This is a genomic window from Actinomycetospora sp. TBRC 11914 (assembly GCF_012933465.1).
GTDB lineage: Bacteria > Actinomycetota > Actinomycetes > Mycobacteriales > Pseudonocardiaceae > Actinomycetospora.
This window is the reverse complement of the sequence record NZ_JABBND010000001.1, coordinates 314,106-338,143: the sequence shown is the minus strand read 5'-3', so window position 1 is coordinate 338,143 and position 24,038 is coordinate 314,106. Positions and strand designations below refer to the sequence as shown.

The 24,038-nt window shown below is 75.2% G+C and carries 26 protein-coding genes; 15 read left to right on the top strand and 11 right to left on the bottom strand.

Annotated features, from left to right (window positions below; genetic code table 11):
* Positions 1-55: 55 nt before the first annotated feature.
* Both HH311_RS01600 and HH311_RS01595 read left to right on the top strand, forming a co-directional pair.
* The gene (locus HH311_RS01600; RefSeq protein ID WP_211189465.1) at positions 56-505 is read left to right on the top strand and encodes a MarR family winged helix-turn-helix transcriptional regulator; all 450 of its coding nucleotides are present in this window, start codon (positions 56-58) and stop codon (positions 503-505) included.
* Between the two features lie 10 nt (positions 506-515).
* On the top strand, positions 516-1,355 hold the full coding sequence (locus HH311_RS01595) for a phosphatase PAP2 family protein (protein WP_169181831.1): 840 nt from the start codon (positions 516-518) through the stop codon (positions 1,353-1,355).
* Here HH311_RS01595 and HH311_RS01590 read toward each other — a convergent pair.
* Positions 1,258-2,397, bottom strand: coding sequence for a HoxN/HupN/NixA family nickel/cobalt transporter (locus tag HH311_RS01590; protein WP_312029872.1), 1,140 nt, complete (start codon positions 2,395-2,397; stop codon positions 1,258-1,260). The genes HH311_RS01595 and HH311_RS01590 overlap by 98 nt on opposite strands.
* Positions 2,398-2,564: 167 nt before the next feature.
* Here HH311_RS01590 and HH311_RS01585 point away from each other — a divergent pair, with 167 nt between their 5' ends.
* Positions 2,565-4,451 (top strand): DUF222 domain-containing protein, encoded by a 1,887-nt coding sequence (locus HH311_RS01585; protein ID WP_169181829.1) that lies wholly within the window; start codon positions 2,565-2,567, stop codon positions 4,449-4,451.
* Positions 4,452-4,499: 48 nt separating this feature from the next.
* Here HH311_RS01585 and HH311_RS01580 read toward each other — a convergent pair whose 3' ends face one another.
* Positions 4,500-5,312, bottom strand: coding sequence for a methyltransferase domain-containing protein (locus HH311_RS01580; RefSeq protein ID WP_169181828.1), 813 nt, complete (start codon positions 5,310-5,312; stop codon positions 4,500-4,502).
* A gap of 187 nt (positions 5,313-5,499) precedes the next feature.
* Between HH311_RS01580 and HH311_RS01575 the strand changes: the two genes are divergently transcribed.
* On the top strand, positions 5,500-6,651 hold the full coding sequence (locus HH311_RS01575; RefSeq protein ID WP_169181827.1) for an alpha-hydroxy-acid oxidizing protein: 1,152 nt from the start codon (positions 5,500-5,502) through the stop codon (positions 6,649-6,651).
* A 166-nt stretch (positions 6,652-6,817) separates the two neighbouring features.
* Positions 6,818-7,249 carry a nuclear transport factor 2 family protein gene (locus HH311_RS01570; protein WP_169181826.1) on the top strand — a complete coding sequence of 144 codons (432 nt, stop codon included), beginning with the start codon at positions 6,818-6,820 and terminating at the stop codon, positions 7,247-7,249.
* 19 nt (positions 7,250-7,268) lie between these two features.
* Here the strand turns inward: HH311_RS01570 and HH311_RS01565 are convergent, their stop codons facing one another.
* Positions 7,269-8,231, bottom strand: coding sequence for a zinc-binding dehydrogenase (locus HH311_RS01565; protein ID WP_169181825.1), 963 nt, complete (start codon positions 8,229-8,231; stop codon positions 7,269-7,271).
* A gap of 84 nt (positions 8,232-8,315) precedes the next feature.
* On the opposite strand from HH311_RS01565, the gene HH311_RS01560 reads away from it, so the two are divergent.
* Entirely contained in the window at positions 8,316-8,888 is a 573-nt protein-coding gene (locus HH311_RS01560; protein WP_312029871.1) for a helix-turn-helix domain-containing protein, read from the top strand.
* Positions 8,889-8,977: 89 nt separating this feature from the next.
* Here HH311_RS01560 and HH311_RS01555 read toward each other — a convergent pair whose 3' ends face one another.
* Positions 8,978-10,132: a collagen-like protein gene (locus HH311_RS01555; protein WP_169181823.1), complete on the bottom strand. Its 1,155-nt coding sequence runs from the start codon at positions 10,130-10,132 to the stop codon at positions 8,978-8,980.
* 394 nt (positions 10,133-10,526) lie between these two features.
* Complete coding sequence (locus HH311_RS01550) at positions 10,527-11,210, bottom strand: SDR family NAD(P)-dependent oxidoreductase (RefSeq protein ID WP_169181822.1); 684 nt, start codon at positions 11,208-11,210, stop codon at positions 10,527-10,529.
* Positions 11,211-11,361: 151 nt separating this feature from the next.
* Here HH311_RS01550 and HH311_RS01545 point away from each other — a divergent pair, with 151 nt between their 5' ends.
* Positions 11,362-12,213: a helix-turn-helix domain-containing protein gene (locus HH311_RS01545; protein ID WP_169181821.1), complete on the top strand. Its 852-nt coding sequence runs from the start codon at positions 11,362-11,364 to the stop codon at positions 12,211-12,213.
* 46 nt (positions 12,214-12,259) lie between these two features.
* On the top strand, positions 12,260-14,146 hold the full coding sequence (locus tag HH311_RS01540; RefSeq protein WP_312029870.1) for a Na+/H+ antiporter NhaA: 1,887 nt from the start codon (positions 12,260-12,262) through the stop codon (positions 14,144-14,146).
* A 99-nt stretch (positions 14,147-14,245) separates the two neighbouring features.
* Here HH311_RS01540 and HH311_RS01535 read toward each other — a convergent pair whose 3' ends face one another.
* Positions 14,246-15,016 (bottom strand): GAF and ANTAR domain-containing protein, encoded by a 771-nt coding sequence (locus tag HH311_RS01535; RefSeq protein ID WP_169181820.1) that lies wholly within the window; start codon positions 15,014-15,016, stop codon positions 14,246-14,248.
* Between the two features lie 312 nt (positions 15,017-15,328).
* Between HH311_RS01535 and HH311_RS01530 the strand changes: the two genes are divergently transcribed.
* A complete protein-coding gene (locus tag HH311_RS01530; RefSeq protein WP_169181819.1) occupies positions 15,329-16,009 on the top strand; it encodes a PAS domain-containing protein in 681 nt (226 codons plus the stop codon).
* Here HH311_RS01530 and HH311_RS01525 read toward each other — a convergent pair.
* Complete coding sequence (locus tag HH311_RS01525; protein WP_169181818.1) at positions 16,006-16,386, bottom strand: 4-oxalocrotonate tautomerase family protein; 381 nt, start codon at positions 16,384-16,386, stop codon at positions 16,006-16,008. The genes HH311_RS01530 and HH311_RS01525 overlap by 4 nt on opposite strands.
* Positions 16,387-16,492: 106 nt before the next feature.
* Between HH311_RS01525 and HH311_RS01520 the strand changes: the two genes are divergently transcribed.
* Entirely contained in the window at positions 16,493-16,939 is a 447-nt protein-coding gene (locus HH311_RS01520) for a winged helix-turn-helix transcriptional regulator (RefSeq protein ID WP_169181817.1), read from the top strand.
* Between the two features lie 6 nt (positions 16,940-16,945).
* Here the strand turns inward: HH311_RS01520 and HH311_RS01515 are convergent, their stop codons facing one another.
* Positions 16,946-17,653 (bottom strand): alpha/beta hydrolase, encoded by a 708-nt coding sequence (locus HH311_RS01515; RefSeq protein ID WP_211189464.1) that lies wholly within the window; start codon positions 17,651-17,653, stop codon positions 16,946-16,948.
* A 165-nt stretch (positions 17,654-17,818) separates the two neighbouring features.
* On the opposite strand from HH311_RS01515, the gene HH311_RS01510 reads away from it, so the two are divergent.
* Together HH311_RS01510 and HH311_RS01505 are read left to right on the top strand one after the other, a co-directional pair.
* Positions 17,819-18,250: a nitroreductase family deazaflavin-dependent oxidoreductase gene (locus HH311_RS01510; RefSeq protein ID WP_312029869.1), complete on the top strand. Its 432-nt coding sequence runs from the start codon at positions 17,819-17,821 to the stop codon at positions 18,248-18,250.
* A 106-nt stretch (positions 18,251-18,356) separates the two neighbouring features.
* The gene (locus tag HH311_RS01505; protein ID WP_169181815.1) at positions 18,357-18,830 is read left to right on the top strand and encodes a MarR family winged helix-turn-helix transcriptional regulator; all 474 of its coding nucleotides are present in this window, start codon (positions 18,357-18,359) and stop codon (positions 18,828-18,830) included.
* Between the two features lie 19 nt (positions 18,831-18,849).
* On the opposite strand, the gene HH311_RS01500 is transcribed toward HH311_RS01505, so the two are convergent.
* Complete coding sequence (locus HH311_RS01500) at positions 18,850-20,085, bottom strand: acyl-CoA dehydrogenase family protein (protein ID WP_169181814.1); 1,236 nt, start codon at positions 20,083-20,085, stop codon at positions 18,850-18,852.
* 121 nt (positions 20,086-20,206) lie between these two features.
* A complete protein-coding gene (locus HH311_RS01495) occupies positions 20,207-21,154 on the bottom strand; it encodes a helix-turn-helix domain-containing protein (RefSeq protein WP_169181813.1) in 948 nt (315 codons plus the stop codon).
* 179 nt (positions 21,155-21,333) lie between these two features.
* On the opposite strand from HH311_RS01495, the gene HH311_RS01490 reads away from it, so the two are divergent.
* Positions 21,334-22,230, top strand: coding sequence for a hypothetical protein (locus tag HH311_RS01490; protein ID WP_169181564.1), 897 nt, complete (start codon positions 21,334-21,336; stop codon positions 22,228-22,230).
* A gap of 83 nt (positions 22,231-22,313) precedes the next feature.
* On the opposite strand, the gene HH311_RS01485 is transcribed toward HH311_RS01490, so the two are convergent.
* Complete coding sequence (locus tag HH311_RS01485) at positions 22,314-22,511, bottom strand: hypothetical protein (protein ID WP_169181812.1); 198 nt, start codon at positions 22,509-22,511, stop codon at positions 22,314-22,316.
* Between the two features lie 195 nt (positions 22,512-22,706).
* Here HH311_RS01485 and HH311_RS01480 point away from each other — a divergent pair, with 195 nt between their 5' ends.
* Both HH311_RS01480 and HH311_RS01475 read left to right on the top strand, forming a co-directional pair.
* Positions 22,707-23,282 carry a methyltransferase domain-containing protein gene (locus tag HH311_RS01480; protein ID WP_169181811.1) on the top strand — a complete coding sequence of 192 codons (576 nt, stop codon included), beginning with the start codon at positions 22,707-22,709 and terminating at the stop codon, positions 23,280-23,282.
* Positions 23,279-24,034, top strand: a complete 756-nt coding sequence (locus HH311_RS01475; RefSeq protein ID WP_169181810.1) for an alpha/beta fold hydrolase — start codon at positions 23,279-23,281, stop codon at positions 24,032-24,034. The genes HH311_RS01480 and HH311_RS01475 overlap by 4 nt, the downstream gene beginning before the upstream one ends.
* Positions 24,035-24,038: the final 4 nt, after the last annotated feature.

Below are 24,038 nucleotides of genomic sequence, written 5' to 3'. Positions count from 1 at the left end.
ATCACATCATGGTAGTGGCCGTCAGGAAGCCATGTCACCAGGTAACCTAGCGAGCATGGACGGGCACCCGGAGTTCACGCGGGCGGTCCGGGACCTGGTGCTGGCCGGGGAGCGGTTCCGCGCGCGAGCGGGCCGCCGTCGGGGGCTCAGCCCGTCGTCGGTGACGGTGCTGTCGACCCTGTTCCTCGACGGCCCGCGGGGGCCCTCGGAGCTCGCCGCGCTGCTCGACATCACGACGGCCTCGGCCACCGAGCTCGTCGACCGGTTGCAGGCCCTCGGGCATGTGGTCCGGCGTCCGCACCCGCGGGACCGGCGTCGGCTGCTCGTCGAGCTGACCGATTCCGGCGGGCGCGAGATCGAGGAGATCCTCGGGTCGTTCTCCGCACGCGTGGAGGCCTCGGGCGACGACCTGGGTCCCGCCGGGCGGGTGGCCGCCCTCGAGTTCGTCCGCGCGGTCCGGCAGAACCTGGGGGAGGACGAGGCCGGGGAGGGCGCCGCCTCCTGAGGTCCGCGCCATGGTCGACATACTCCTGACCATGGTCCTGACGACGGCGGGTCCCGTCGCGGTCCCCACCGGCCGTCTCGTCGAGCAGCGCTGGTGGGAGAGCGTGACGCTCGTGGTGACCGAGCTGGTCCTCCTCTGGGTCCTCCTCGACCTCTACGACCTCGTCGTCCCCCACGCGCTCGGCGACGCGGCGGGCGCCGTCGGGCACGGCCACGCCCTGTGGGACCTCGAAGCCGCCTGGGGGGTCGACGTCGAGCGGTCCTGGTACGACGCCCTGGCCGGGCACTCCGCGCTCCTCGACGCCGCACACCTCTACTACGCCGAGAGCATCTACCTCGTCCCCGCCGTCGTCGCGATCCTGCTCGTGGTCCACGACGTCGAGCGGTACCGGGCGATGCGGTCCACCTTCGTCGCCACCACCCTGCTCGCCTACGCCGTGTTCTGGGCGTACCCGGTAGCGCCGCCCTGTCTGCTCCCGGGCTCGGGACTGGCGTGCGGCGAGCCGGCGCCCCCGGACCCGTTCGGCGCGCTGCCGTCGCTGCACGTCGCCTGGGCGGCCGTCAGCGCGGTCGGCCTGGTCCTGTTGAGCACCAGGCCGTGGGTCCGGGGCCTCGCGGTGGCGCACGTGGCCCTGACGGTGGCGGTCGTCCTCGCCACCGGCCACCACTTCGTCGTCGACACGGTCACCGGGCTCGCGGTGGTGCTCGCCGTCGTGCTGGTGCGCCGCCTCCTGCCGACGACGCGCCCGTCCGTCAGGCGCGCAGATCCTGCTGCCAGCGCTCCTCGACGCGGCCGAGCTTCCACACCGCGAGCGCTGCCACCCACGCCGCCACGAACAGCCCGACGATGACGAACCCGACGTTGCCGAGGTCCAGCCCGGCGATCCACGCCAGCGGTCCGTGCTCGATGTCGAGCTGCTCGGCGAGGATCGACACCAGCTCGATGCCACCGATGACGAGCGCGACGACGACCGACAGCGTCGTGATGGTGATGTTGTAGAAGACCTTGCGGACCGGCCGCATGAACGCCCAGCCGTAGGCGAAGCACATGAACGCGCCGTCCAGGGCGTCGAACAGGCTCATGCCGGCCGCGAACAGGACGGGCAGCACGAGGATCGCCCACCACGGCAGGGTCGCGGCCGCGACGCCGCCCGCGAGCACGAGCAGCGAGATCTCGGTGGCGGTGTCGAAGCCCAGGCCGAACAGCACGCCCGTGGGGTACATGTGCACGGGCTTGCGGACGGCCTTGGTGACGCGCCCGAGGATGCGGTTCATGAAGCCGCGCTCGTCGAGGTGGCGCTCGAGCTCGGCCTCGTCGTAGTCGCCGTGGCGCATCCGCCGGAAGATCCGCACGATCCCGATCAGCACGACGAGGTTGATGATGCCGATCAGGAGGAGGAACACGCCGCTCACCGCGGTCCCGACGAGGCCGCCGATGACCTTGAGCGGGGAGTTGTCGTCGCCGATCTCCGTGGTGACCGCCCGGACGCCCAGCCCGAGGAGCAGCACGAGGACGAACACGATCGTCGAGTGGCCCAGCGAGAACCAGAATCCGACCGAGAGCGGCCGGGGACGGTCCTCGGCGCCGTCCCCCGTGCGCTCCCCGTCGCCGTTCCGGTCCGCGAGGAGCTTGCGGGTGGTGTTGTCGATCGCGGCGATGTGGTCGGCGTCGAAGGCGTGTCGCATCCCGAGCAGGTAGGCGGTGAGGCCGAGACCGAGGCCGAAGACGCCCGCCCCGCCGAGCTGGTAGTGCGCCGGCGCGATGAAGAACGCGAGCGTGCCCCAGCCGAGCACGTGCAGCAGCACCACGAACCCCGTCATCCCCGCTACTGACCGCTTCTCCGGAGGGGTCAGGGCGAAGCGGCGCGTGGGGGCAGGCGCGGTGAGGGTCACGGCACGAGACGTTCCCTCGACCGTGTCGCAGATGCAAGCCTTGTGCAGGAGAGCCGTCTGTGCAGGCGGGTCCATCTGGCGCAACGGCCAGGGTGATCCATCTGCGGAGATCGAATTGCGCCGTCCGCTGGCTTCCGTTGTTCGAACATATGTTCGACACTGGGTGCATGGTCGCCCCGGTCGAACCCTTCTGGTGGGAGGACGACGTCCCCTCCGAAGCGTTCCTGGTCGAGCAGGCCGCCGTGGAGGAGCTGGGCGGCTGGATCGACGACGAGCTCTCCGCGTTGATCGACGCCGAGCTCGACCGGTCCGAAGGCCCCGATCCCGGCTGGGTGGTGCCGGGGGTGTCCGCGGCTGACGACGGTGATGGGGCCGGGTTGTCGGCGGCGTCGCGGGCGGTGCTCGCCGAGCTGTCGGCGGCGTGGACGGTGCTGCGGCACGCCCACGCCCGCTGCTACCGGGCCCTGACGGCGCTGGCGGCGTCGGAGGCGCTGGCCGAGTCCGGCTACCGGTACGCCTCGCGGCTGCTGGAGGACCAGCTGCGCATCGACCCCGCCGAAGCCCTCCGACTCTCGCGTCACGCCCGGGTGTTGACGGCGTCGGTGTCACCGTCCGGGGCGGTGGTGGCGGCGGAGCTGCCCGCGACCGCGGAGCAGGTGGGGGCCGGGGTGATCGGGCCCGGCCACGTCGAGGTGATCCGCCGGAGCATGGACCGCCTCGGGCTCGTGCAACCCGCCCTGCCCGCCGAGGTGCTGGCCACCACCGAGGCCGAGCTCGCGGCGCTGGCGGCCACCCACAGCCCCGCCGCGCTGGCCCAGGCCGCGACCGCGATCCTGGCGTTGCTCGACCCCGATGGCACCGCCCCCACCGACACCCCGGCCCCGGACAACGAGCTGCACTACCTGCGGCGGCGCAACGGCAGTCTGGTCGGCCGGTTCACCTACCGCGACCCCGCCGCCGCCGAAGCCCTGCACACCGCGCTGTCCGCGGCGACCCCACCACCGGACCAGGTCCCCGACGACCACCCCGCCCCCAACACCGGTACCGGCAGCGGTACCGGCACGGGGCCGCGGGGCTACAGCGCCGACGAGGCCGCGCTGCACACCCTGCCCGCCCGCCGCGCCCACGCCCTGCTCGACCTCGCCACCGAAGCCCTCACCCGCGGCCTCAACACCCCCGACCAGCCCGACCAGCCCGAAAGCAGCGAGCCCGGCCAGAACAACCGCGGTGAGCCGGAGGACACCACCGCCGCCGGCATCTTCCCCGACCCCGACGCCGACCCCGGTGAGCGCGACGACCCTGACGAGGCAGCCGCCGACCTCGACGTCAGCGCCGACGGCGCGAGCGCCGACGAAGGCTGCGCCGGCCAACGCTGCGCCGACGACAGCGAGGACACCGATGACGCCGGCGCCGACGACGTCCCCGCTGCCCCGCGCGCCGGCGGGGACGCCACGCCACCTGGTGAGGGGGCGCCGGGTCAGGGTCCGCCGGGCTGGAGCCGCGCCGATGTCGAAGGTGGGGAACGGGTCGCGCTCACCCTCACCCTGAACTACCAAACCCTGCGCGCGGCGCTGTCGAACCTGCCCGAGCCCACCACCAGCCCCGGCGACGGCCACACCGGCCGCCTCGCCCTGCTCGGCGAGAACACCTGGATCCGCCCCGACACCGCCCGCCGACTGGCCTGCGACGCCGAACTGATCCCCCTCGTCCTGGGCACCCGCGGCGAACCCCTCGACCTGGGCCGCAGCCACCGCCTGGTCACCCGCGCCCTACGCCGCGCCGTGATCGCCCGCGACCGCCACTGCGCCCACCCCGGCTGCCGCCGCCGCGCCCGCCGCTGCCAGGTCCACCACATCCGCCACTGGGCCGACGACGGCGACACCAGCCTCGACAACTGCGTGCTGCTCTGCAGCTACCACCACAGCCTGATCCACCACTCCGGCTGGCACGTCCACATGGTCGACGGGCTGCCCTGGTTCACCCCACCCACCTACATCGACCCCCACCAAAGACCACGCCACAACCGCCCCTGGCACACCACCCCGGCCGCCTGACCCCCTGCTGGCGCGACGACACACGCCGACGGCAGGCTGGCCCGGGCGCTACCGGGGCGGTCGGCGGGCGGACACCTGGTGCATCCGGGCCTGGACGAACACGGTGTCGGCGCGCTCCGCCTCGGTGGCGACGGCGGTCCGGATGCTGCGGACCTGGTCCGGTGTCGCCGTGCCGGCCGACGCGATCGCCTCGTGCATGTTGTCGAGCAGCTCGGCGAGGAACATCTTCTGCGAGGTGGTGGTCATGCGGTTCTCGACCGTCTCCTCATGGACGTCGACGAGTCCGGCGGCACCGAGGTGGGCCCCGAGGCGGGGCCCGATCGTGGGGTCACCGCCGTGGAAACGGACGGTGGCGCTGTAGACCTCGGCGAGGTCCTCCAGCGCGGTCACCCGCGGCTCGGCGTGCAGCGTCGGGGTGAACAGGTCCTCGACCGCGACCACGCCACCCGGACGGACGGTCGACACCATCGCGCGGAGCGCGGCCATCGGCTCGACCAGGTGGCTGAGCAGCAGCCGCGAGAAGGCGAGGTCGACGTCGGTGAACGGGAGACAGTCCCGGGCGGGGTCGGCGTGGACGAAGTCGGCGTGCACCCCGGCGTCCCGAGCGGCACGCCTGGCGATGTCGAGGGCACCGTCGTCCGCGTCGACGCCCACCACCCGCCCGGCCGTCCCGACGAGTCGTGCCATGTCGATCGCGACCTGGCCGTCGCGACAGCCGACGTCCAGACACGAGGCGCCGGCCCGCAGCCCGACGCCCTGCAGGAACCGGAGCGTCGAGGTGGCCATCACCGACGACATCCGGGCGAGCCGGTCGGCGTCGGCAGTCCCGCGAGCGATCGTGTAGCCGGCCCGGTCGTCCATCCCGGTCCTCCTCGGTTCGGCACCAGGGAGGGGAGCGGGAGCCCCGGGCGACGTGGTCGAACGCGGACGAGACTGCCACCGCGGTCGGCGCGCGTCGATCGCCTCGGTGCGGCGTCGGCCGAAGAACCGGCACTTCTCGGCCACCTCGAACAGGTTGGTTGGCGCATCGAACGGGTCACCCTGTGCCATGACGTTCGCCGAGTACCAGGACGAGCTGTACGCGCAGGGGCGGCGCGGGGATTCGCCGCAGTACCCGATCGCGTTCGCGGACCTCGAGGAGAAGGCGTCGCACATGATGACCCCCAAGACCTGGGGGTACGTGGCCGGCGGTGCCGGTGACGAGCACACGCAGCGGTCCAACGTCCGGGCGTTCGAGCGGTGGGGGCTCTACCCGCGGATGCTGGTCGCGCCCGAGGAGCGGGACCTGTCGATCGAGCTGTTCGGGATCCGGTTCCCGTCGCCGATCTTCATGGCACCGATCGGCGTGTACGGGCCCTGCTCCCAGGACGGGCACGGTGACCTGCACTGCGCGGAGGCGTCGGCCCGGACCGGAGTCCCGTTCTTCGCGGGCACGCTCTCGGCGGACCCCATGGAGGACGTGGCCCCGGCACTGGGGGACACCCCTGGCTTCTTCCAGCTCTACACGCCGCCGGACCGCGACCTGGCGGCGAGCCTGGTGCACCGCGCGGAGGCGGCCGGCTTCCGGGGCATCGCGGTCACCCTGGACACGTGGGTCACCGGGTGGCGGCCCCGGGACCTGCGGGGTTCGCACTACCCGCAGGTGCCGAGCACCTGCCTCACCAACTACACCAGCGACCCGGAGTTCCGGCGGAAGTACCCGGGCGACGACCCCGTGGAGACGTTCATCCAGAACCTCCCGATCTTCGGCGGACCGTTCCGCTGGGAGGATCTGGAGTGGCTCCGCGCGGAGACCGACCTGCCGATCATGGCCAAGGGCGTCTGTCACCCCGAGGACGCCCGGCGCATCAAGGACCTCGGCATCGACGCGATCTACTGCTCCAACCACGGCGGGCGGCAGGCCAACGGCGGCCTCACCACGCTCGAGTGCCTGCCCGACGTGCTCGAGGCCGCGGACGGGCTGCCGGTGCTGTTCGACTCGGGCGTGCGCGGCGGCTCCGACGTCGTCAAGGCGATGGCGCTCGGTGCGAGCGCGGTCGGCATCGGGCGCCCGGTCACCTGGGGCCTCGCGGTCGGCGGCACCGCGGGCGTCGAGCACGTGCTGCGGATGATCCTCGCCGAGGTCGATCTGATCATGGCGGTCGACGGCTATCCGACGATGAAGGACCTGACCCCGGAGGCGCTGCGCCGCACCGGGTGACGGGGCGGACCTCGTCCTACAGCGATCCGTCGACCACTCTTCGTCACAGCAGAACCGGGTGTTATCGGACGGATAGGCGACAGCGACCCCACCAACTCGGCATGAGTGTCACTCTGTGCTACCTCGTCGACGGTCACCGAGCACCGTCGGGAAGGAGCGTGACCTCATGGACCCCTCCGGCCACACCGCCACGGTGACCGCGATCTACGAGGCGTTCGGGCGGGGGGACCTGCCCGCGATCCTGGACCACCTCACCGAGGACGTGACCTGGAACCACCAGCGTCCGGGGCACTCCGGGCAGGCGGCAGGCCTGGAGATCGAGCGGGCCCGTACCGGCAAGGCCGAGGTGGTGGGGTTCTTCGAGTGCGCCGCCGAGCTCGAGATGGCGGAGTTCTCCGTCGCGACGATGCTCGAGAACGCCGACCAGGTCGCGGCCTTCGTCGACGTCGACTACACCGTGCGCGCCACCGGACGCCGAGTGATCGACACCGAGGTGCACCTGTTCACCTTCGCCGCCGACGGCCGGGTGTCAGCGCTGCGGGGGTTCGTCGACACCGGTCAGCTCATCGCCGCGATGCAGGCCCCGGTGGTGGTCTGATCCCGCCGGCCCCGAGCACTCACGGCACCAGCACGATCCGTCCGAACACCTCGCCCGCGTCCATGGCCCGGTGGGCCTGCTCGGCGAGGTGCAGGGGCAGCACCTCGTGGACGACCGTGCGCAGGCCGCCGTCCGCCGCGGCGGCGAACTGCGCGGTCCGCACGGCGTGGCGGTCGGCCTCGGGCACGGTCGCCGCGCTGAACGTGGCGAAGGACAGGGATCGCTGGAAGGCAGCCAGCAGCGTCGTCCCGAAGTCCGCGGGCGGCATCCCGCCGACGGCGCCCACCGCCACCAGGCGGCCGTTCGGGCGCAGGCGGGCCAGGAACGATGGGAGGTCCGGTCCGGCGACGACGTCGACGACGACGTCCCACTCCGCGGGCGCCTCCGGGTCGCCGTTCCCGGCGCGGTCGAGGACGTGGGTGGCGCCGAGGTCGTGCAGCCGGGCGCCGCGGGCCGGCGACGAGGTGGTGACGCCGACCGCCCCCGCGCCGCCCCGGGCCGCCAGCTGCACCGTCGTGATCCCGAGGCTGCCGCCCGCCCCGCGCACCAGCACCGACTCGCCGGCGGCGAACCGGGCGTGGGACAGGCCGAAGTGGGCCACGATCCCCGCGCTCCCGAGGGCCACCGCGTCCGCGGCGGACAGCCCGTGGGGGAGCTCGACGAGCTCCGACGCCGCGGCCACCGCACGCTCGACGTAGCCGCCGCCCGTGCCGGTGAAGGCCCACACCCGGCGGCCGACCCAGGAGGCCTCGACGTCCTCACCGACCGCCCGCACCGTGCCCGCGACCTCGCTGCCGGGCACGTGGCCCTCCGCGAACCCGTACGCCCCGAGCGTTCCCCGCCGGATCACCGCGTCGACCCCGCCCACCCCGATCGCCTCGACGTCGACGAGCACCGTGCCCGGCCCGGGCGCCGGGTCCGCCACGTCGACGACCGCCAGGCCCTCGGGCGCACCGAACGCCCGGATCACGATCGCCTTCACCACCGCCTCCTCGCCGGTCCCGCCGGGGGGGACCGGCCACCGACGCTAGGGAAGGACGGCGGGCGCGGCCCTAGAGTGAGAGACGTGGCGGCCCGATCGTCTCGCTCCCTGCGTGCCGACGCGGCCGACAACCGCGATCGCGTGGTCGCGGCGGCTCGCGCCCTGTTCACCGACGAGGGCTTCGGCGTCCCGGTGAGCGCCGTCGCCCGGGCCGCGGGGGTCGCGCCGGCCACGGTCTACCGCCGGTTCGCGACGAAGCGGGAGCTCGCCGTCGCGGCCTTCGCCGACCAGGTCGGCGAGTGCCGTGGCGTGGTGGACGGAGCCCTCGCGGAGCCCGACCCGTGGCGCGCGGTGAGCCACCTCGTCGAACGGGGCGGCGAGCTGTACGCGCGCACCGCCGGCTTCGTCGAGGCGTTCGCGGCGACCTACCCGGACGCGGCCGACCTCGACGCCGAGCGGGCCCACAGCCACCACGTCCTCGCCGAGGTGGTCCGGCGGGCCCGGGCCACGGGGCAGTTGCGTCCCGACGTCGGGGCCGCCGACCTGGTCCTCGCGCTCACCGCCCACGGCGGGGTCCGCGCTGCGACGGGCGCGGCGCGCGCCGCCGCGGCGCGCCGGTTCGCCGCGATCGTCCTGCGCGGCCTGCGGGCCGCGTGACGCCGACCGGTCGGCCGCAGGGGACGACGACGGGGTCCGCCCGGAGAGACGAGACCTCCGGGCGGACCCGCGCCCTCGCCCCGCGGTGCTCAGGAGCGGTCGCTCCGCCGGAGCAGCCCGATCGAGCGGAGCCCGAAGCGGACCGTCGCCTCCGCCGCGTGCAGCGGGAACAGCAGGGTGGAGACCACCACGTGCCCCAACCCGCCGTCGCCGCGGTCGGTGTCCGAGTCCTCGACGTCGACGAGCTCGGCCCGGGAATCCCGGCCGTCGGTGGACCGGCCGTCGCCGCGCCGCGCCGGCTCGGCGATCCACCCCTGCGGACCCTCCGGACCCGGAGCGCCCTGCGGCCCCGGAGCACCCTGCGGACCGGGAGGGCCCGCCGGGCCGGGCTCGCCCTGCGGTCCCGGGGGACCCTGCGGGCCGGCGGGGCCGGGCTCGCCCTGCGGCCCCTGCTCGCCGCGGGGACCGGCCGGGCCCTGCGGACCGGGAGCGCCCCGGTCGCCGGTCACGCCCTGCTCGCCCTGCGTGCCCTGGAGACCCTGCTCACCGGGTGCCCCCTGCGGGCCCGGGAACCCGTGCACGCCCTGTTCGCCCTGGACCCCCTGCTCCCCGCGGGTGCCCTGCTCCCCGCGGCCGCCCTGCTCCCCGCGGCTGCCCTGCTCCCCGCGGCTGCCCTGCTCGCCGCGGTCGCCCTGCGGCCCCTGGTCGCCCTGGTCGCCCTGCTCGCCCTGCGGCCCCTGGTCGCCCTGCTCGCCGTGGGTGCCCTGCTCGCCCTGCGGCCCCTGTTCGCCGCGGTCGCCCGGTTCGCCCTGCTCGCCGTGGGTGCCCTGCTCGCCCTGGTCACCGGGCGGACCCTGCGGGCCCTGGTCGCCGCGCGGGCCCTGGTCGCCGGCCGGTCCCCGTTCCCCGGGCTGTCCCTTCTCGCCGGGCGGCCCCTGCGGACCGGGCCGGCCCTCGGGCTGGGCGTCACCGTTCCCGGTCGCCGTACGCCGTGCGGCGGAACCGGAGGCGGTGCGCTCGCCGGAGGTGCTGCGCTCACCGGACGCGGTGCGCCCGGCGGACCGGGTGCGCTCGTCGGACCCCGTGGCCCGGACGCGCTCGGTGCGCTCGCCGCTGCCGCTGCCGCTGCCGCTGCCGGTGCCGGTGCGGCGGGCGGTGCCGGTGCGCCGGGCGGGCTGGGCGGACTCGTCGGCTGCGTCGTCACGTCGTCGGGTGGTGCTCGTGCGATTGGCTGGCTGCGTCATCGGATCTCCTCGGGACGGCCCGTCAGGGCCCGTCCGTCGTGCGCGGTGTCGCGCCGCCCCCGAGCTCGTGGCGTCGGCTCGTGCCGCCGGGCGCGGAGCGCGGCCCGGCACGCGGGGGGACGGTCTGCTGGACGCGGGTCCGGAGCCCGCGGTCGACGTCGGGCCGCCCCGGAAGGGTCGACGTCGGGCCCCGTCCGCTCCTCCGACGGTAGGCGGCGCCGGCGCCCACGACAGCCACGCGCGCGATGACAAGACCCACGGAAGTCCAGGGTTGGCGACACACCCCTGCTGCCGATCGGCGTTCCACCCCGCGACCGTCAGGGCGCGCGCCACACGGCGGACCGACGAGCCCCCGAACGCCGTCGGGACTGGACGCCGTCGGGAGCCGCGAGGCTCACCAGCCGAGCTCGGCGTCGTCCTCGACGAAGGTGCCGGTCGGGCCGTCCGGGCCGAGGGAGGCCATGCGCACGACGGTGGCCGCGCTGACGCCCACCGGGCGTCCGTGCGGGTTCGCGACGCCGCCGAGCTCGGTCGCGGTGTAGCCCGGCTCCAGCGCGTTGACCTTCACCTCGGGCACGGCCCGGGCGTACTGCACGGTGAGCATCGAGACGGCCGCCTTGGTGGCGCCGTAGACGATGGCCTGCACCTGCGACGCGGGCTTGGCCGGGTCGTGGTTGGCGGTGAACGAGCCGAGCGCGCTGGAGATGTTCACGACGACGGGGTTGCCGGACCTGCGCAGCAGCGGCAGCGCGGCCTCGGTGACCCGGACGACGCCGACGCAGTTCGTGTCGAACATGGCGAGCGCGTCCGGGCCGTTGCGCCCCCACATCGCGATGCCGGCGTTGTTGACGAGGACGTCGAGCCCGCCCTCGGCCTCGATCTGCGCGAGGGCCGCGGCGACCGACTCGTCGTCGGTGACGTCGAGCCGGACGTGGCGGGCGCCGATCTCCTCGGCGACGGCGCGACCCCGGTCGTCGTCGCGCGCGCCGACGTACACGGTGTGCCCGGCGGTGACGAGCTGGCGGGCGGTCTCCCGGCCGATGCCGCGGGTGGCGCCGGTGACGAGTGTCGTGGTCATGGCGCCGAGCCTGCGACGACGACGGGCGGCCAGGCAGGCGTCCGCGTGTCGTAGGACTGCACCGCCGTAGGACTGCACCGTCGTAGGACTGCACCGCCGTAGGACTGCCAGGACCAGGACAGGGCCGGGAGCCGCGAGCACACTCGGCGTCGTGGACACGTGGGAGTTCGGGCGGCTGGTGCGCCGGGCCCGGGACCGGGTCACGCCGGAGACCGTCGGCCTGCCCCCGGGCGGCCGGCGCCGCGCCCGCGGTCTGCGCCGCGAGGAGCTCGCCCGGCTCGCGGGCATCTCGACCGACTACCTGACCCGGCTCGAGCAGGGGCGGGCGACGTCGCCGTCGGCGCAGGTGGTGGAGGCGCTGACCCGCGCGCTGCGGCTCGACGACGCCGAGCGCGACCTGCTCCACGAACTGGCCGGCCACGTCGCGCCCGGGCCCGACGTCGTGCCCTCGCGCATCACCCCGAGCGTGCAGCGGCTCCTCGACCGGCTCACCCACACCCCCGTCGTCGTCTACGACGCGGCGTGGACGCTGCTGGTCGCGAACGCCCCGTTCGACGCGCTCATGGGGGAGACCTCGACGTGGCGCGGCCCGGAGCGCAACGCGGTGTGGCGCAACGTCGTCGGGACGGGCACCCGTGTGGTGCACACGCCCGAGGAGCACGCCCAGCACGTGGCCCACCTCGCCGCCGACCTGCGGATGACCGCCGCGCGCTACCCCGCCGACCGGGGCCTCGCGCGGCTCGTCCGCGAGCTCCGCGCGGCGAGTCCCCGGTTCGCCGAGCTCTGGGAGTCCGGCGCCCACCCCGGACCGCGGCCGGACCCGTCGAAGCGCAAGACGGTCGAGCACCCGGCGGTCGGACCGATCACGCTGGACTGCGACACGCTGTTCGTCGCCACCGACGACGTCCGGATCATGGTCTACACCGCCGAGCCCGGTACCGAGGACGCCGAGCGCCTCGCGCTCGCGATCGTGCTCGGCACGCAGTCGCTCGTCGAGGGGTGACGATCACGCTTCGGCCGGGCGGCGGGCTCGGCTACCGTCGACTCCCGTGGAGCCCGAGCCCGGCACGATGACCGGGCAGACCCCCTGGCACCTGTCGTGGGCCCGGCGGGTGCGCCGGCTGCTCGGCGGCGAGAACGCGCCGGCCGCGGCGCTCGTCGCGGCCGCCGTCGTCGCGCTGGTGTGGGCGAACGTCGCCCCGGCGTCGTACGAGGGGCTGTGGGCGATGCCGTTCGAGGTCCGCCTCGGCGACGAGGCGCTCTCCCAGGACCTGCGGGCGTGGGTCGACGGCGGGCTCATGACGCTGTTCTTCTTCCTGGTCGGCCTCGAGGCCCGCCGCGAGTTCGACCTGGGGGAGCTGCGCGAGCGGCCGCGCCTGGTGCTCCCGCTGCTGGCCGGGCTCCTCGGCATGGCCGTCCCGGTCGGGCTCTACCTCGCGCTCACCGCCGGGAGCGCGACCGCGCACGGCTGGGGCGTGGTGATGTCGACCGACACCGCGCTCGCCCTCGGGCTGCTCGGGCTGGTCGGGACGCGTTCGGCGACGCTGCGCTCGTTCCTGGTGACGGTGCTCGTCGTGGACGACCTCGCCGCCCTCGTGGTGATCGCGATCGCCTACACCGAGCACGTCCGGCTGCCCGGCCTGCTGGTCGCGGTCGCGCTGATCGGCGTCGTCGTCGGGATCCGCGCGCTCGGGGCGCGGTCGACCCCGGTGTACGTGTCGCTCGGCATCGGCACCTGGGCGGCGCTGCTCGCCAGCGGGCTCGACCCGGTCGCGGCCGGGCTCGCGATGGGCCTGCTGACCTTCGCCTACCCCGCCGCCCGCGGGGACCTCGAGCGGGCCACCGACCTCGTGCGGGCCTTCCGGGAGCAGCCGACGGCCGAGCTGGCGCGGTCGGCCAGCGTCGGGGTCCGGGCCGCGGTGTCGCCCAACGACCGGCTCCAGGCGGTGGTCTCGCCCTGGGTGTCGTTCCTGGTCGTCCCGCTGTTCGCGCTGGCCAACGCCGGGATCTCGCTCGACGGCGCCTTCCTCGCCCGGGCGGCGACCTCCCCGACGACGTGGGCGGTGCTCGTGGCCTACGTCGTCGGCAAGCCCGTCGGCATCGTGGGCACCTCGGCGCTGGTCACCTGGCTCACCCGCGGCCGGCTGCGCCCGCCGGTGGGGTGGGGCGGGGTGGTCGGCGGCGGCACCATCGCCGGCGTCGGCTTCACGGTCGCGCTGCTCATCGCCTCGCTCGCGTTCACCGGACCCGCGCTGGCGGAGGCGAAGCTGGGGGTGCTCGCCTCGGCCGTCGTCGCGCCGGTCGTGACGTGGCTGGTGTTCCGCGCCCTGGCGCTCATGCCGGCGTCGCGGCGGCGCAGCGCGCTGCTCGGCTCCTCCCCGGTGATCATCGACCTCCTCGACGCGGTCGACCCGGACCGCGACCACATCCGCGGCCCGCACGACGCCCCGGTCACCGTCGTCGAGTACGGCGACTTCGAGTGCCCCTACTGCGGGCAGGCCGAGCCGAGCGTGCGGGAGCTCCTCGCCGAGCACGGCGACGTGCGCTACGTGTGGCGCCACCTCCCGCTGCGCGACGTCCACCCCCACGCGGAGCTGGCCGCCCGCGCGACCGAGGCGGCCGCCGCGCAGAGCGCCTTCTGGGACCTGCACGACCGGCTGCTCGACCACCAGGACGAGCTGCGCGCGATCGACCTCGAGCACCACGCGGAGGCGCTGGGTCTCGACGTCGAGCGCTTCCGACGCGACCTGCGCTCGCCCGACGCCGCCGAGCGGGTCGCCGCCGACCTCGAGTCCGCCGACCGCAGCGGGGTCTCGGGCACGCCGACGTTCTTCGTGAACGGTCGACGCCACTACGGCGCGTACGACATCGACTCGCTGAACCACGACGTCTCCGTCGCGCAGGCCCGCTGGAAGCTCGAGGCGGAGGCAGGTTGAGCCAATCGGAGATCTGTTCCGGATCGGCGCGACCCACGACGCTCCGGGCACGGCCTTTCGCATGGTGGACGATTCGTGGCGCGTGTTTCGCTCCGCGGCTCAGGAGCCCAGCAGCGGCGTGGTGTCGAGGGCGTCGTCCATCACCGCGCGGGCCACGTCGGTGATCTTCAGGTTGTTCTTCCGCGCGAACCGGCGGAGCCGCACGAAGGCCTCGTCCGCGCTGATCCCGCCGCGCTCGCTGAGGACGCCCTTGGTCTGCTCGATGATCACGCGGTGGTCCAGGGCGGTCTGGAGCTGGGCGGCGGTGCGGTGCGCCTCGTGCAGGCTGCGCTGCTGCCGGAGCACGGTGCTGGCGACGTCGGCGAGGGCCTGCGCGGCGCGCAGGTCGGCCTCCGGCAGCCCCCGCCGCGTGACGGTGAACAGGTTCAGCGCGCCGAGGGCACCGTCGGGACAGCGCAGGGGCAGGGCGTGCACCCCACGGATGCCCAGGTCACGGGCTCGTGCGACGAACCGCGGCCACCGGTCCCGGTGCTCGTCGAGGTCGCCGGACGCCACCGGGGCGCCGGTGGCGTGGGCGTCCACACACGGTCCCTCGCAGGTCGCGAGCTGGAACAGTTCCAGTTGGCGGGCCTCGTCGGTGGAGGAGGACATCACCCGGAGGGTGCCGTGGTCGTCGGCCAGGACCAGTCCGGCCGCATCGACCGCCAGCAGGTCGACGCTGTAGCCGGTCAGGTCCTCGAGCACCTCGACGACGTCGAAGTCGGACACCAGCTTCGAGGTGAGGTCCACCAGCGCCGCGAGCAGCGCCGCCTCGCGCCCCGCCGGGTCGGCCTCCGGCGCCCGTTCCGCCGTGCTGCCCGTGCTGTTCATGCCGCCATTCCAGCACGACGGGCACGCGGTCGCCGCGCACGCCAGAACTGTCGGCATCCGGAATTCCGAGGATTCTCACCCGGACCGTCGCCACGGTTGCCCCGACGGTGGAAACGTCGCTACTGTGCGGATCACCGAGCGGAGCCCCTGACCCCGGCGCCGGATCGGCCGGGAGGCCGGGCGCGCGTGGCGAGGGGCGGAATTGACGAGACGACGACGTGCCGCATCCGCGGACCCATTCTCGCGATCCCGCGGCGAATCGTCGATCCCCGACGGTGCGGGGGAGACACGCGGTCGTCCGCCGGAGGTGTCGTGATCACCGACCGCGATCTCGACCCCATCCCGGAGCAGACCGCCCGCGCGCTCGTGCGGGCCGCGCGGCAGGACGTCGCCGAGGAGCTCCTCCACGAGCTCAGCGCCCGCAGTCTGGGCGAGGTGATGCACGTGGTGCTCCGGCTCACCGCCGTCGCCTCCACACTCGACCCGCACCGGCGCGACGTCCTGCTCGACCTCTGCGAGGAACTCGACGGCGCCATCCGTGCCGCCCGCCAGGTCGTCGTGGGCCGGACCCGCGCGGCGGCGCTCCCGCACGCGCCGGGCGAGGCCGCGGACGACGGTGAGATCGCCCTGCTGGACTCCGACGGGGTCATCGTGTGGACGAACCCCGCCTGGGACGCCTTCTGCCTGGCCAACGGCGGGGATCCGCGCGCGGCGGGTGTCGGCTGCTCCTACCTCGCGGCGTGCGACGCAGGCGGTGACGAGCCCAGCGCCGAGGTCGGGCGCGCGATCCGCGCGGCCATCCGCGGGCAGCTCCGGACACCAGTCCGCATCGTCGTGCCGTGCGCGGCCCCGGACCGCCCCCGCGCCTTCGACGTGGTGGTCTCCACCCGCCGCGCCGACACCGGCGAGGTGCTCGGCGCGACCGTCACCCTGACCGAGGCCCGAAACACGCCGGCGGAGCTGTCCTCGCGGACCGTCGCGACGGGCGGCTAGACCGGGTCGTCCGCGGCCTCGGGGAGCACCGCGCCGTCCTCGAGCACGTTGGCGCCCGGGACCTCCGTCAGGAAGATCGCCACGTCCTTCTTCGCCAGCCCGGTGATCTCGCACCAGGCGTCGGCGAGCTCGTGGAGCAGGCGGCCCCGCACCTCGGCCGAGCGTCCGGAGCGGATGACGCCCACCATGCGCGGGCCGGTCACCGGCTCACCGGCCACGAAGATGCTGCCCGGGGCCACCTCGGTGAACGAGCAGTGCACGTAGGCGCTCGGCGCCCCCGTCACCTCGGCGTGCACCTTGGTCATCGCGGCCGCGACCTCAGCCCGGTGGTCCAGCGTCGCGTCGCCGGTCGGGACGGTGAACTGGTAGAAGGGCACGCTCGCCTCCGTCGGTGGGTCGGACTCGATTCGAGTGCGACGGTAACGGCTGCCCCGACAGGCCTGCAAGCAGGTAGGACTCGGAACGAGTCCTACACTGCGGGGTGTGAGGCACGACGAGTTGGGCGACGTCTACTGCTCCGTGGCCCGGACGTGGTCGGTGATCGGCGAGCGCTGGACGATGATGATCCTGCGCGAGTGCTTCCGCGGCGAGCGCCGCTACGACCACTTCCGCACCAAGCTCGGCCTGGGCGCCAACGTGCTCAACGACCGGCTGCGTGTCCTCACCGAGGAGGGCGTCCTCGAGCGGGTCCGCTACCAGGACTCCCCGCCGCGGCACGAGTACCGCCTCACGGCCAAGGGCGCCGACCTCTACCCGGTGCTCGTCGCCCTCATGGCGTGGGGCGACCGCCACGAGAACGACGTCCCACCGGTCCGCCTGGTGCACCGCGGCTGCGGGCACCGGGCGGAGCCGCGGATGACGTGCGCGCACTGCGGCGAGCCGGTCGCGTGGCGGGAGATGGCCGCCGAGATGGAGCCGACCGCCTGGTGATCCCTCCTACTTGATCGCCTGGGCGACGAACTCCGCCACGGTCACGGGCTGGGAGACGAACGCGCAGTGCGAGCCGTGGATCGTGTCCGTGGTGGCGCCCATCCGTTCGGCCATGAAGCGCTCGGCGTCGGGATTGATCATGTTGTCGCCGTCCGAGACCAGGTACCAGGACGGCTTGGTGTGCCACCCCGCGCTGGTGGCCTGCTCGCCGAGCGCAGCCGCCGAGAGCGGTCGCTGGGTGGTGGCCATGACGTCGGCGACGTCGACCGGGACGTCGCCGCAGAAGGTCTCGCGGAAGCGGTCCTGCCGGATGAACAGGTCGGGGCCACCGGGCGCGCCGGGGGCGTCGTAGGAGCTCGCGTAGGAGGTGCTCGCCAGCAGCGGCGGCGCGAACGGCTCGGTCACGCTCGCGCAGCTGTCCCCGACGTCGAGGCCGAAGGCGGCGAGGTAGACCAGGCCGGTGACGTTGTCCAGCCCGGCCGAGGCCTGCGTGACGACCGCACCGCCGTACGAGTGGCCGACCAGGACGACGGGCCCGTCGATCGCCGACACCACCGCCGCCAGCGCCGCGGCGTCCCCGGACAGGGTGCGCAGCGGGTTCGGCGGCGCGACGAAGCTCCGGTGGCCGGCGTCCCGCAGCTCGCGGATCAGCCCCGCGAAGCCGGAGGCGTCGGCGAAGGCGCCGTGCACCAGGACGATCGTGGTCTCGCTCATGATCGGACTCCCTCGACGTCGGGCCCCGCGGGGCGTTGCCGGAAATCGTCGGCCGGGCGGGCGTCGCCGGGGTATCAGCATCTCGACTGCACCCGGGAGGCCTCCGCGACGCCGTCCGGCGGCGCGGCGGGAATGAGGTCGGGGCCCGACGGGGTTCCCGGGGACGTGAGCGACGACCAGGTGGAACTCAGCCCGACCGACTGGGTCAAGGGCCAGACCGAGAAGATCCTCGAGAACGGGACGACCGAGGGCGTCGAGGTACGCGGCGCGCCGGTGGTGCTGCTGACGCTGCGGGGCGCGAAGTCCGGCAAGCGCCGGTACACGCCGGTGATGCGCGTCGAGCACGACGGCAGCTACGCCGTCGTCGCCTCCAAGGGCGGCGCTCCCGAGCACCCGGTCTGGTACTACAACATCAAGGCGCACCCGGAGTTCCCGCTCCAGGACGGCACCGAGACGAAGACCTACGTCGCCCGCGAGGTGTCGGGGCAGGAGCGGGCGCAGTGGTGGGAGCGGGCGGTCGATGCCTTCCCGTCCTACGCCGAGTACCAGCAGAACACCGACCGGCAGATCCCGGTCTTCGTGCTCGACCCGAAGTGAGCCCGGGCCCCGGTCCGGCCGCGTGCCGGACCGGGCGCGCCGGCCACGGTCCGCCGAGGGGGACGGACGGGTCGGACCGGGCGTCCGACGTGGTTACCCTGGGTGGATGACCACGGCGGACACGACCCCGACCGGGCGCACCACGTCCATCGACGAGCAGCTGTGCTTCGCGATGGTGTCGGCCTCGCGGGCGATGACCGCCTGCTACCGGCAGGGGCTCGAGGAGCTGGGGCTCACCTACAGCCAGTACGCGGTGATGCTCGTGCTCTGGGAGCAGGAGGCCGTGACGATGGGGTCGCTGTGCGAGCAGCTCCACCTCGACTCGGGCACGCTGTCCCCGCTGCTCAAGCGCCTCGAGAGGCAGGGCCTGCTGACCCGTCGTCGTCGTCCGGAGGACGAGCGCACCCTCGAGATCGCCCCCTCCGAGGAGGGGGTCGCGCTGCGGGAGAAGGCGCGCGGCGTGCAGCGGGACGTCGAGTTCGCGACCGGGATGGACGGCGCCGAGATCGCCGCCCTGCGCGACCAGCTCACCGAGCTCGACACGCGGCTGCGGGCCGCCACCGCGGCCCAGGAGGGCTGACCCCGACGACGTCGAGGCGTCAGGCCATGCCCGACGCGGCCAGCGGGTCGTAGTCGGGGGACAGGAAGAGCTCCTGGAGCTGGCGGCGGCGCACCCCGATGTTGCTGCCCTCGATGACGGGGTACGCGAGCGCCTCGTGGAGGTACTCCACCAGCGGGAACCCCTCGTCGTAGGCCGAGACCCCGACGACCCCCACCAGCGCGTTGATCACCTGCACGGCGGTCTCCGAGCCGAGGACCTTGGCGTGCAGGCCCAGCTCGAGGGCCGCGGGGTGCCCGGACATCACGGCGTCGAGGGCCCGCCAGGACAGCAGGCGGACGGCCTCGATGCGGGCCTTCGCGTCGGCCAGGACGTCGGAGACCGCCTGGTGGGTGAGGATCGCGGCGCTCCCGCCGCGGGTCTCGTCGCGGGCGAAGCGGAAGGCCACGTCGAACGCGCCGCGCATCGCCGCGACGGAGAAGACACCGATCGAGGCGCCGCTGGGCAGGAACGCCCGGCGGGTCAGCGCGGCGCCCTGGCCCTCCTCGCCGAGCAGGTTCGCCGTCGGGACGCGCACGTCGTGCAGGCGGACCCGGGAGGTGAGGCAGCCGCGCAGCCCGGGGAGGTCGTGGTGGGCCTCGACCTCGAGGTGCCCGGCGAGGTGCTCGCGCTCGGCCACGATCAGCGAGATCCCGCCCGGGGCCCGGCACACCACCGTCATGAGGTCGGGGCCGTCGCCGTCCCAGCCCGACAGGTGTGACGCCCAGGCCTTGGTCCCGTGGAGGACGTAGTGGTCGCCGTCGCGCTCGGCGGTCGTGGTGATCCCGGCCGCGGGCGGGGCGGCGTCGAAGTTGGCGCTCCCGCCGGGCTCGCTGAAGGCCATGGCGGCGAGCGGGGCGCCGGAGTCGGCGAGGAAGGGCGCGACGAAGCGCCGCACCTGCTCGGGGGTGCCGACCTCGTAGACCGGCATGAGGGCGATGAGCGGCCCGGCGAACGAGATCGTGAAGTCGGGGCTCTCGGTGGCCCACTCCTCGACGAAGAGCGCCGCCTCCACCCCGCCGCCGGCGGCGCCGCCCACCGCGGCGGGGATCAGGCCCTTGAGGAACCCGTGCCCGACCGCCTTCTCGAAGACCGGCCGCGCCAGCAGCGCGCGTCTCAGCGGGTCGGGCTCGGCGCGGACGGCGGCGGCGAGGTCCCGCAGGTGCTCGGTGGCGAAGGCGCGGGCCGCGGCCTTGAGCGCCTCCTGCTCGGGGGACAACGTGAACGACACGGCCACGGCCGGCTCCTGGAGGGTTCGGACGTCGGGGACGCCGCCAGGATCGCCGGGGGACGACCCGGCGTCTCGGCCGTGCGTGCACGGGGGCTGGCCGTTCGTGCAGCGCCCCGGCCCCGACTGCTCAGGGCCCGTCCGGCACCGTCCCCGCGGCCCTCACCTCCCGGGGCGCGACGCCGTAGCGGCGGCGGAACGCGCGGCTGAACGACGTCGGGTCGGCGAAGCCGTGCGCCGCGGCGATCGCGGTGACGCTGCGCGTGGTCGCGGGGTCGGCGAGCAGCGCCGCGCACCGCTCCAGGCGCAGGCGGCGCACGGTCGCGGCGAAGGACTCGCCGGCGTCGGCGAAGAGGCCGTGCAGGGTCCGCGGGGAGATCGCGAACCGCCGGCAGACCGCGGCGACACACAGGTCGCCGTCGAGGTGGCGCTCGACGTGGGCCCGCACGGCGGCGCGAGTCACGGCGCGGCGCTCGGCGGGGTCGGCCGCACCCGGCGGGTCGACGGCGAGCGCCGCGGCGACCGCGGCCGCGAAGGACCCGGTGAGGTCGTCGGCGCCCGGCGTCCCGGGCGCGACCGGCCAGAGCGCCGTCATCAGCGCGGTGACCGCGGCGCCGGCCCCGGTGCCGTCGACGGCGCGGCCGAGGGTGAGCCGCCGTCCCCGCAGCGCGTCCGCGAGCGCGGCGTGGGGGAGCCGGTAGGAGAGCATCTGCCACGGCTGGTCGAGGTGGAACCAGTAGGGCTGCGTGGTGTCGACGACGACGAACTGGCCGCGCTCCACCACCACCGTCTCGTCGCGCACCCGCGTGGCGCAGCGCCCGGCCAGCTGCAGGTTGACGAAGTAGTACGCCCCGTCGGTGCGGGCGACGTCGCGCGGCCCGTGGTCGGTGCGCTGCGGCCGGGCGCGCAGGCGGGCCCGGGAGAGCTCCGCGAGCGGCCGGGTCTCGACCTTGGCCGCGAACCCCTCCTCGTCGACCGTGCGGTGCGGGGTCAGGGGGACGAAGGCCTGGCAGATGACCTCGTGCCAGTAGCCGAACTGCTCGCGCGGCGGGAGCGCGGCGATGTCCCAGACGCCCACGTCGTCACCTCCCGGCCCCGGTCCGGACAGTCCAGCGCCCGGGGATGACGACGGCGTCACGACTCGGTCTCACCGAGGCGGTGACCAAGTGCCCGCTGCCTCGTTGGAGGGGCGTCGGAGCCCGTTCCGCGCCCGGGTAGGGGCCGGGATGGGCACAGCAGCACCGCGAAAGGTCCACGATGGCGCTCGTCGCACGTCTGGTCACCACGGCCGCCGCAGCCGGGGGGCTGCTGCTCGGCTCGGTGGCGCTCGGTGGGGGGATCGCGTCCGCGGCCCCGGCTCCCACGGCCCTCGTCCCCGCCTCGTGCGGGCAGACCGTCTCCGCCACGCCGGGCGACACGGTGCGGGTGACGCCGAAGGTGGGCATGCCGCAGGACTACACCGTCGGGGGGTCGCCGGGGACCACGGCGCACATCCCGTCGTCGATCTCCCGTCCGGGGTGCGACGTGGACGTCCGGATGGTGGCGCCGCCGACCTACTACGCGCCGGCGCCGGCCTACGCGCCGATGGCCGCGGCTCCGGCGGCAACCGCCCCGGGTGCGGCCGCGCCCGCCGCCGTCGCCCCGGGTGCTGCGGCACCGGCCGCCGCGGCGCCGCGCCTCGCGGCGGCGGCCCCGGCGGCCGCGGCCGCGGCCCCGGCACCCCGTGCCGCGGCCGCCGCACCGGCGGCCAAGGCCCCCGCGGCGACGGCCCCCAAGACGGCCGCCTCGTCGGACGCCGGGAGCCTCGGCACGGCGTCGGCCCCCTTCTCCGCGTCCCAGCTGCTCGCGGCGCCCGCTCCCGCGGCGGGGGCACCCGCGGCGGCTCCCGCGGCGGCGGCGCCCGCCGACCCCGCCGCCAACGTCGTCTCGGCGAGCAACAACTCCGCGCTGCCCGCGGACGACGCCGCCGGCGGCATGGGTGTCCCGGTCCTGATCGCGCTGATCGCCGGCACCGGCGTCGCCGCGATGGGCGTGCGGATGTTCCTGATGCGTCGTGGCGCGCCGGCCCCGGCGCACGCGGCCGGCGGGCCGGCCCACGACGAGCTGGACGAGCTGGACCCGGACGACCAGCCCACCGCGGTGTACTCGGGCTGACCCTCCGCGCCCCCGACCTCGACCCGCCCACCCTCCGGTGGGCGGGTCGACGTCGTCCGGGCTCCTCCTGGGCCGCCCGCCGCTCACCCGGCGGCGCGGCCCGCGGCGTGCTCGGGGGCCCCGGGGAACTCCGGGGCCCACCAGCCGTCGGGGCCGGCGGGCAGGCGGTAGTCGTCCAGGGCGTCGCGCCACTCGCGCGCGGTGCGTGGGCGGGGGACGTCGCCGGCGGGCTGCCGGGGGCCGGTAGCGGTGGCAGGGGCGAGCGGTGCGGTGCGTGGCATGGGCCGTCCTCGGTCATCGGTGCGAGGGGGTCATCGGCCGCGGGCTGGACCGCCGACAGGGGGAACCTGTGACGAGCGGAACAGATCCTCCGGACGAGGTCAAGTCGTGCCGGACGGGTCGCCGGGTCGGACGGTTTACCGGGACCCGACAGCGGGGAGCTTCGCGCGGCCACCTCGACGCCTCAGGAGAGCGCCGTGTCCGACGTCCTGACCTTCAGCCGCGAGTTCGTCCGGTCCCCGTGGACGACGGCCTCACCGTGGCCGACCTCGACCGCGGCGTGCGACGTCGCGCTCGCCCCGCTGCCCGACCACGGCGATCCGGTGGTGCTCGAGCTCGGCGCGGGTGCCGGCGCGACCAGCGCGGTCGTCCAGCGCCGCCTGGGCGGACGGGGCCGGCACCTCGCGGTGGAGGTCAACCCCCGGTTGGCCGCGGTGCTGGCGGCGCGGTTCCCGGCGGTCGAGGTCCTCCGCGACGACGCGGTCGACGCGCTCGCCGGGCTCGCCGCCCGCGGGGAACGGGTCGACCTCGTGGTCAGCACGCTCCCGCTCAGCCTCGCCGAGGATCGCGGCTTCCTGGCCGCCGCCGGGGCGCTGCTCACGCCCACCGGCGCCCTGACCCAGGTGCAGCACAGCTGGGCGCGGCTCCTGCCCTGGGCCCGCGCCGCCGAGCGGGCCCTGCACGAGGCGTTCGAGGAGGTCGTCGTCAGCCGCACGATCTGGCGCAATGCGCCCCCGGCCACCGTGACCCTCGCACGCCGCCCCCGACGGTGACCGACCTCCGGCGTCGCCTCCCCGGCGCGCCCCCGGACCTGCTGCGGCGGGGCGGGGACCCACCGGACGTCGTCCTCGTGCCGGGGCTGGGGCTCTCCGTCGACGGGTGGCGGGCGCCGGCGCTGCTGCTGGCGGGCCGGCTGCGGATCGGCACCGCCGCGGTCGCGCTGCCCGCGCACGGGCTCCCGGCCCGCCCCGACGAGCTCCTCGACCCGGTCTCCTCGGCGTGCCGGCTGCTCGAGCGCCTCGATGCCCTCGGCGCCGGGCCGGTCGTGCTCGTCGGTCACTCCGCGAGCTGTCAGGTCGTGGCCGAGGCGGCCCGCCGGGCGCCCGACCGGGTGCGGGCGCTCGTCCTGGTGGGCCCCACGACCGACCCCCGGGCACCGACCTGGCCCCGGCTCGCCGCCCGCTGGCTCGCGACCGCCGGGCACGAGCGGCTCGGCCAGGTCCCGCTCCTGCTCCGCGACTACCCGCACTCCGGCCTGCTGACCTTCGCGCGGGCGATGGACGCCGCGCGGCGGCACGCGCTCGCGCCGGTGCTCGCCGGGCTCGACCACCCGGTGCTGGCGGTGCGCGGGCCCCGGGACCTCATCGCCCCGGCCGCCTGGCTGGACGACCTCGCCGCGCTGCGGCCGGGGATCGGGGCCGCGACGCTCCCGGCCGGCGGGCACATGCTGCCGCTCACGCACCCGCACGAGCTCGCCGAGGTCCTGGTGCCGTTCCTGGCCGACCGCGCCGACCCGTCGTCGTGACCCC

Coding starts and splice junctions, on each gene's coding strand:
- HH311_RS01600 (WP_211189465.1), top strand. CDS start 56: ATGGACGGGCACCCGGAGTTCACGCGGGCGGTCCGGGACCTGGTGCTG.
- HH311_RS01595 (WP_169181831.1), top strand. CDS start 516: ATGGTCGACATACTCCTGACCATGGTCCTGACGACGGCGGGTCCCGTC.
- HH311_RS01585 (WP_169181829.1), top strand. CDS start 2,565: ATGGTCGCCCCGGTCGAACCCTTCTGGTGGGAGGACGACGTCCCCTCC.
- HH311_RS01580 (WP_169181828.1), bottom strand. CDS start 5,312: ATGGACGACCGGGCCGGCTACACGATCGCTCGCGGGACTGCCGACGCC.
- HH311_RS01575 (WP_169181827.1), top strand. CDS start 5,500: ATGACGTTCGCCGAGTACCAGGACGAGCTGTACGCGCAGGGGCGGCGC.
- HH311_RS01570 (WP_169181826.1), top strand. CDS start 6,818: ATGGACCCCTCCGGCCACACCGCCACGGTGACCGCGATCTACGAGGCG.
- HH311_RS01555 (WP_169181823.1), bottom strand. CDS start 10,132: ATGACGCAGCCAGCCAATCGCACGAGCACCACCCGACGACGTGACGAC.
- HH311_RS01550 (WP_169181822.1), bottom strand. CDS start 11,210: ATGACCACGACACTCGTCACCGGCGCCACCCGCGGCATCGGCCGGGAG.
- HH311_RS01535 (WP_169181820.1), bottom strand. CDS start 15,016: ATGAACAGCACGGGCAGCACGGCGGAACGGGCGCCGGAGGCCGACCCG.
- HH311_RS01515 (WP_211189464.1), bottom strand. CDS start 17,653: ATGAGCGAGACCACGATCGTCCTGGTGCACGGCGCCTTCGCCGACGCC.
- HH311_RS01505 (WP_169181815.1), top strand. CDS start 18,357: ATGACCACGGCGGACACGACCCCGACCGGGCGCACCACGTCCATCGAC.
- HH311_RS01490 (WP_169181564.1), top strand. CDS start 21,334: ATGGCGCTCGTCGCACGTCTGGTCACCACGGCCGCCGCAGCCGGGGGG.
- HH311_RS01485 (WP_169181812.1), bottom strand. CDS start 22,511: ATGCCACGCACCGCACCGCTCGCCCCTGCCACCGCTACCGGCCCCCGG.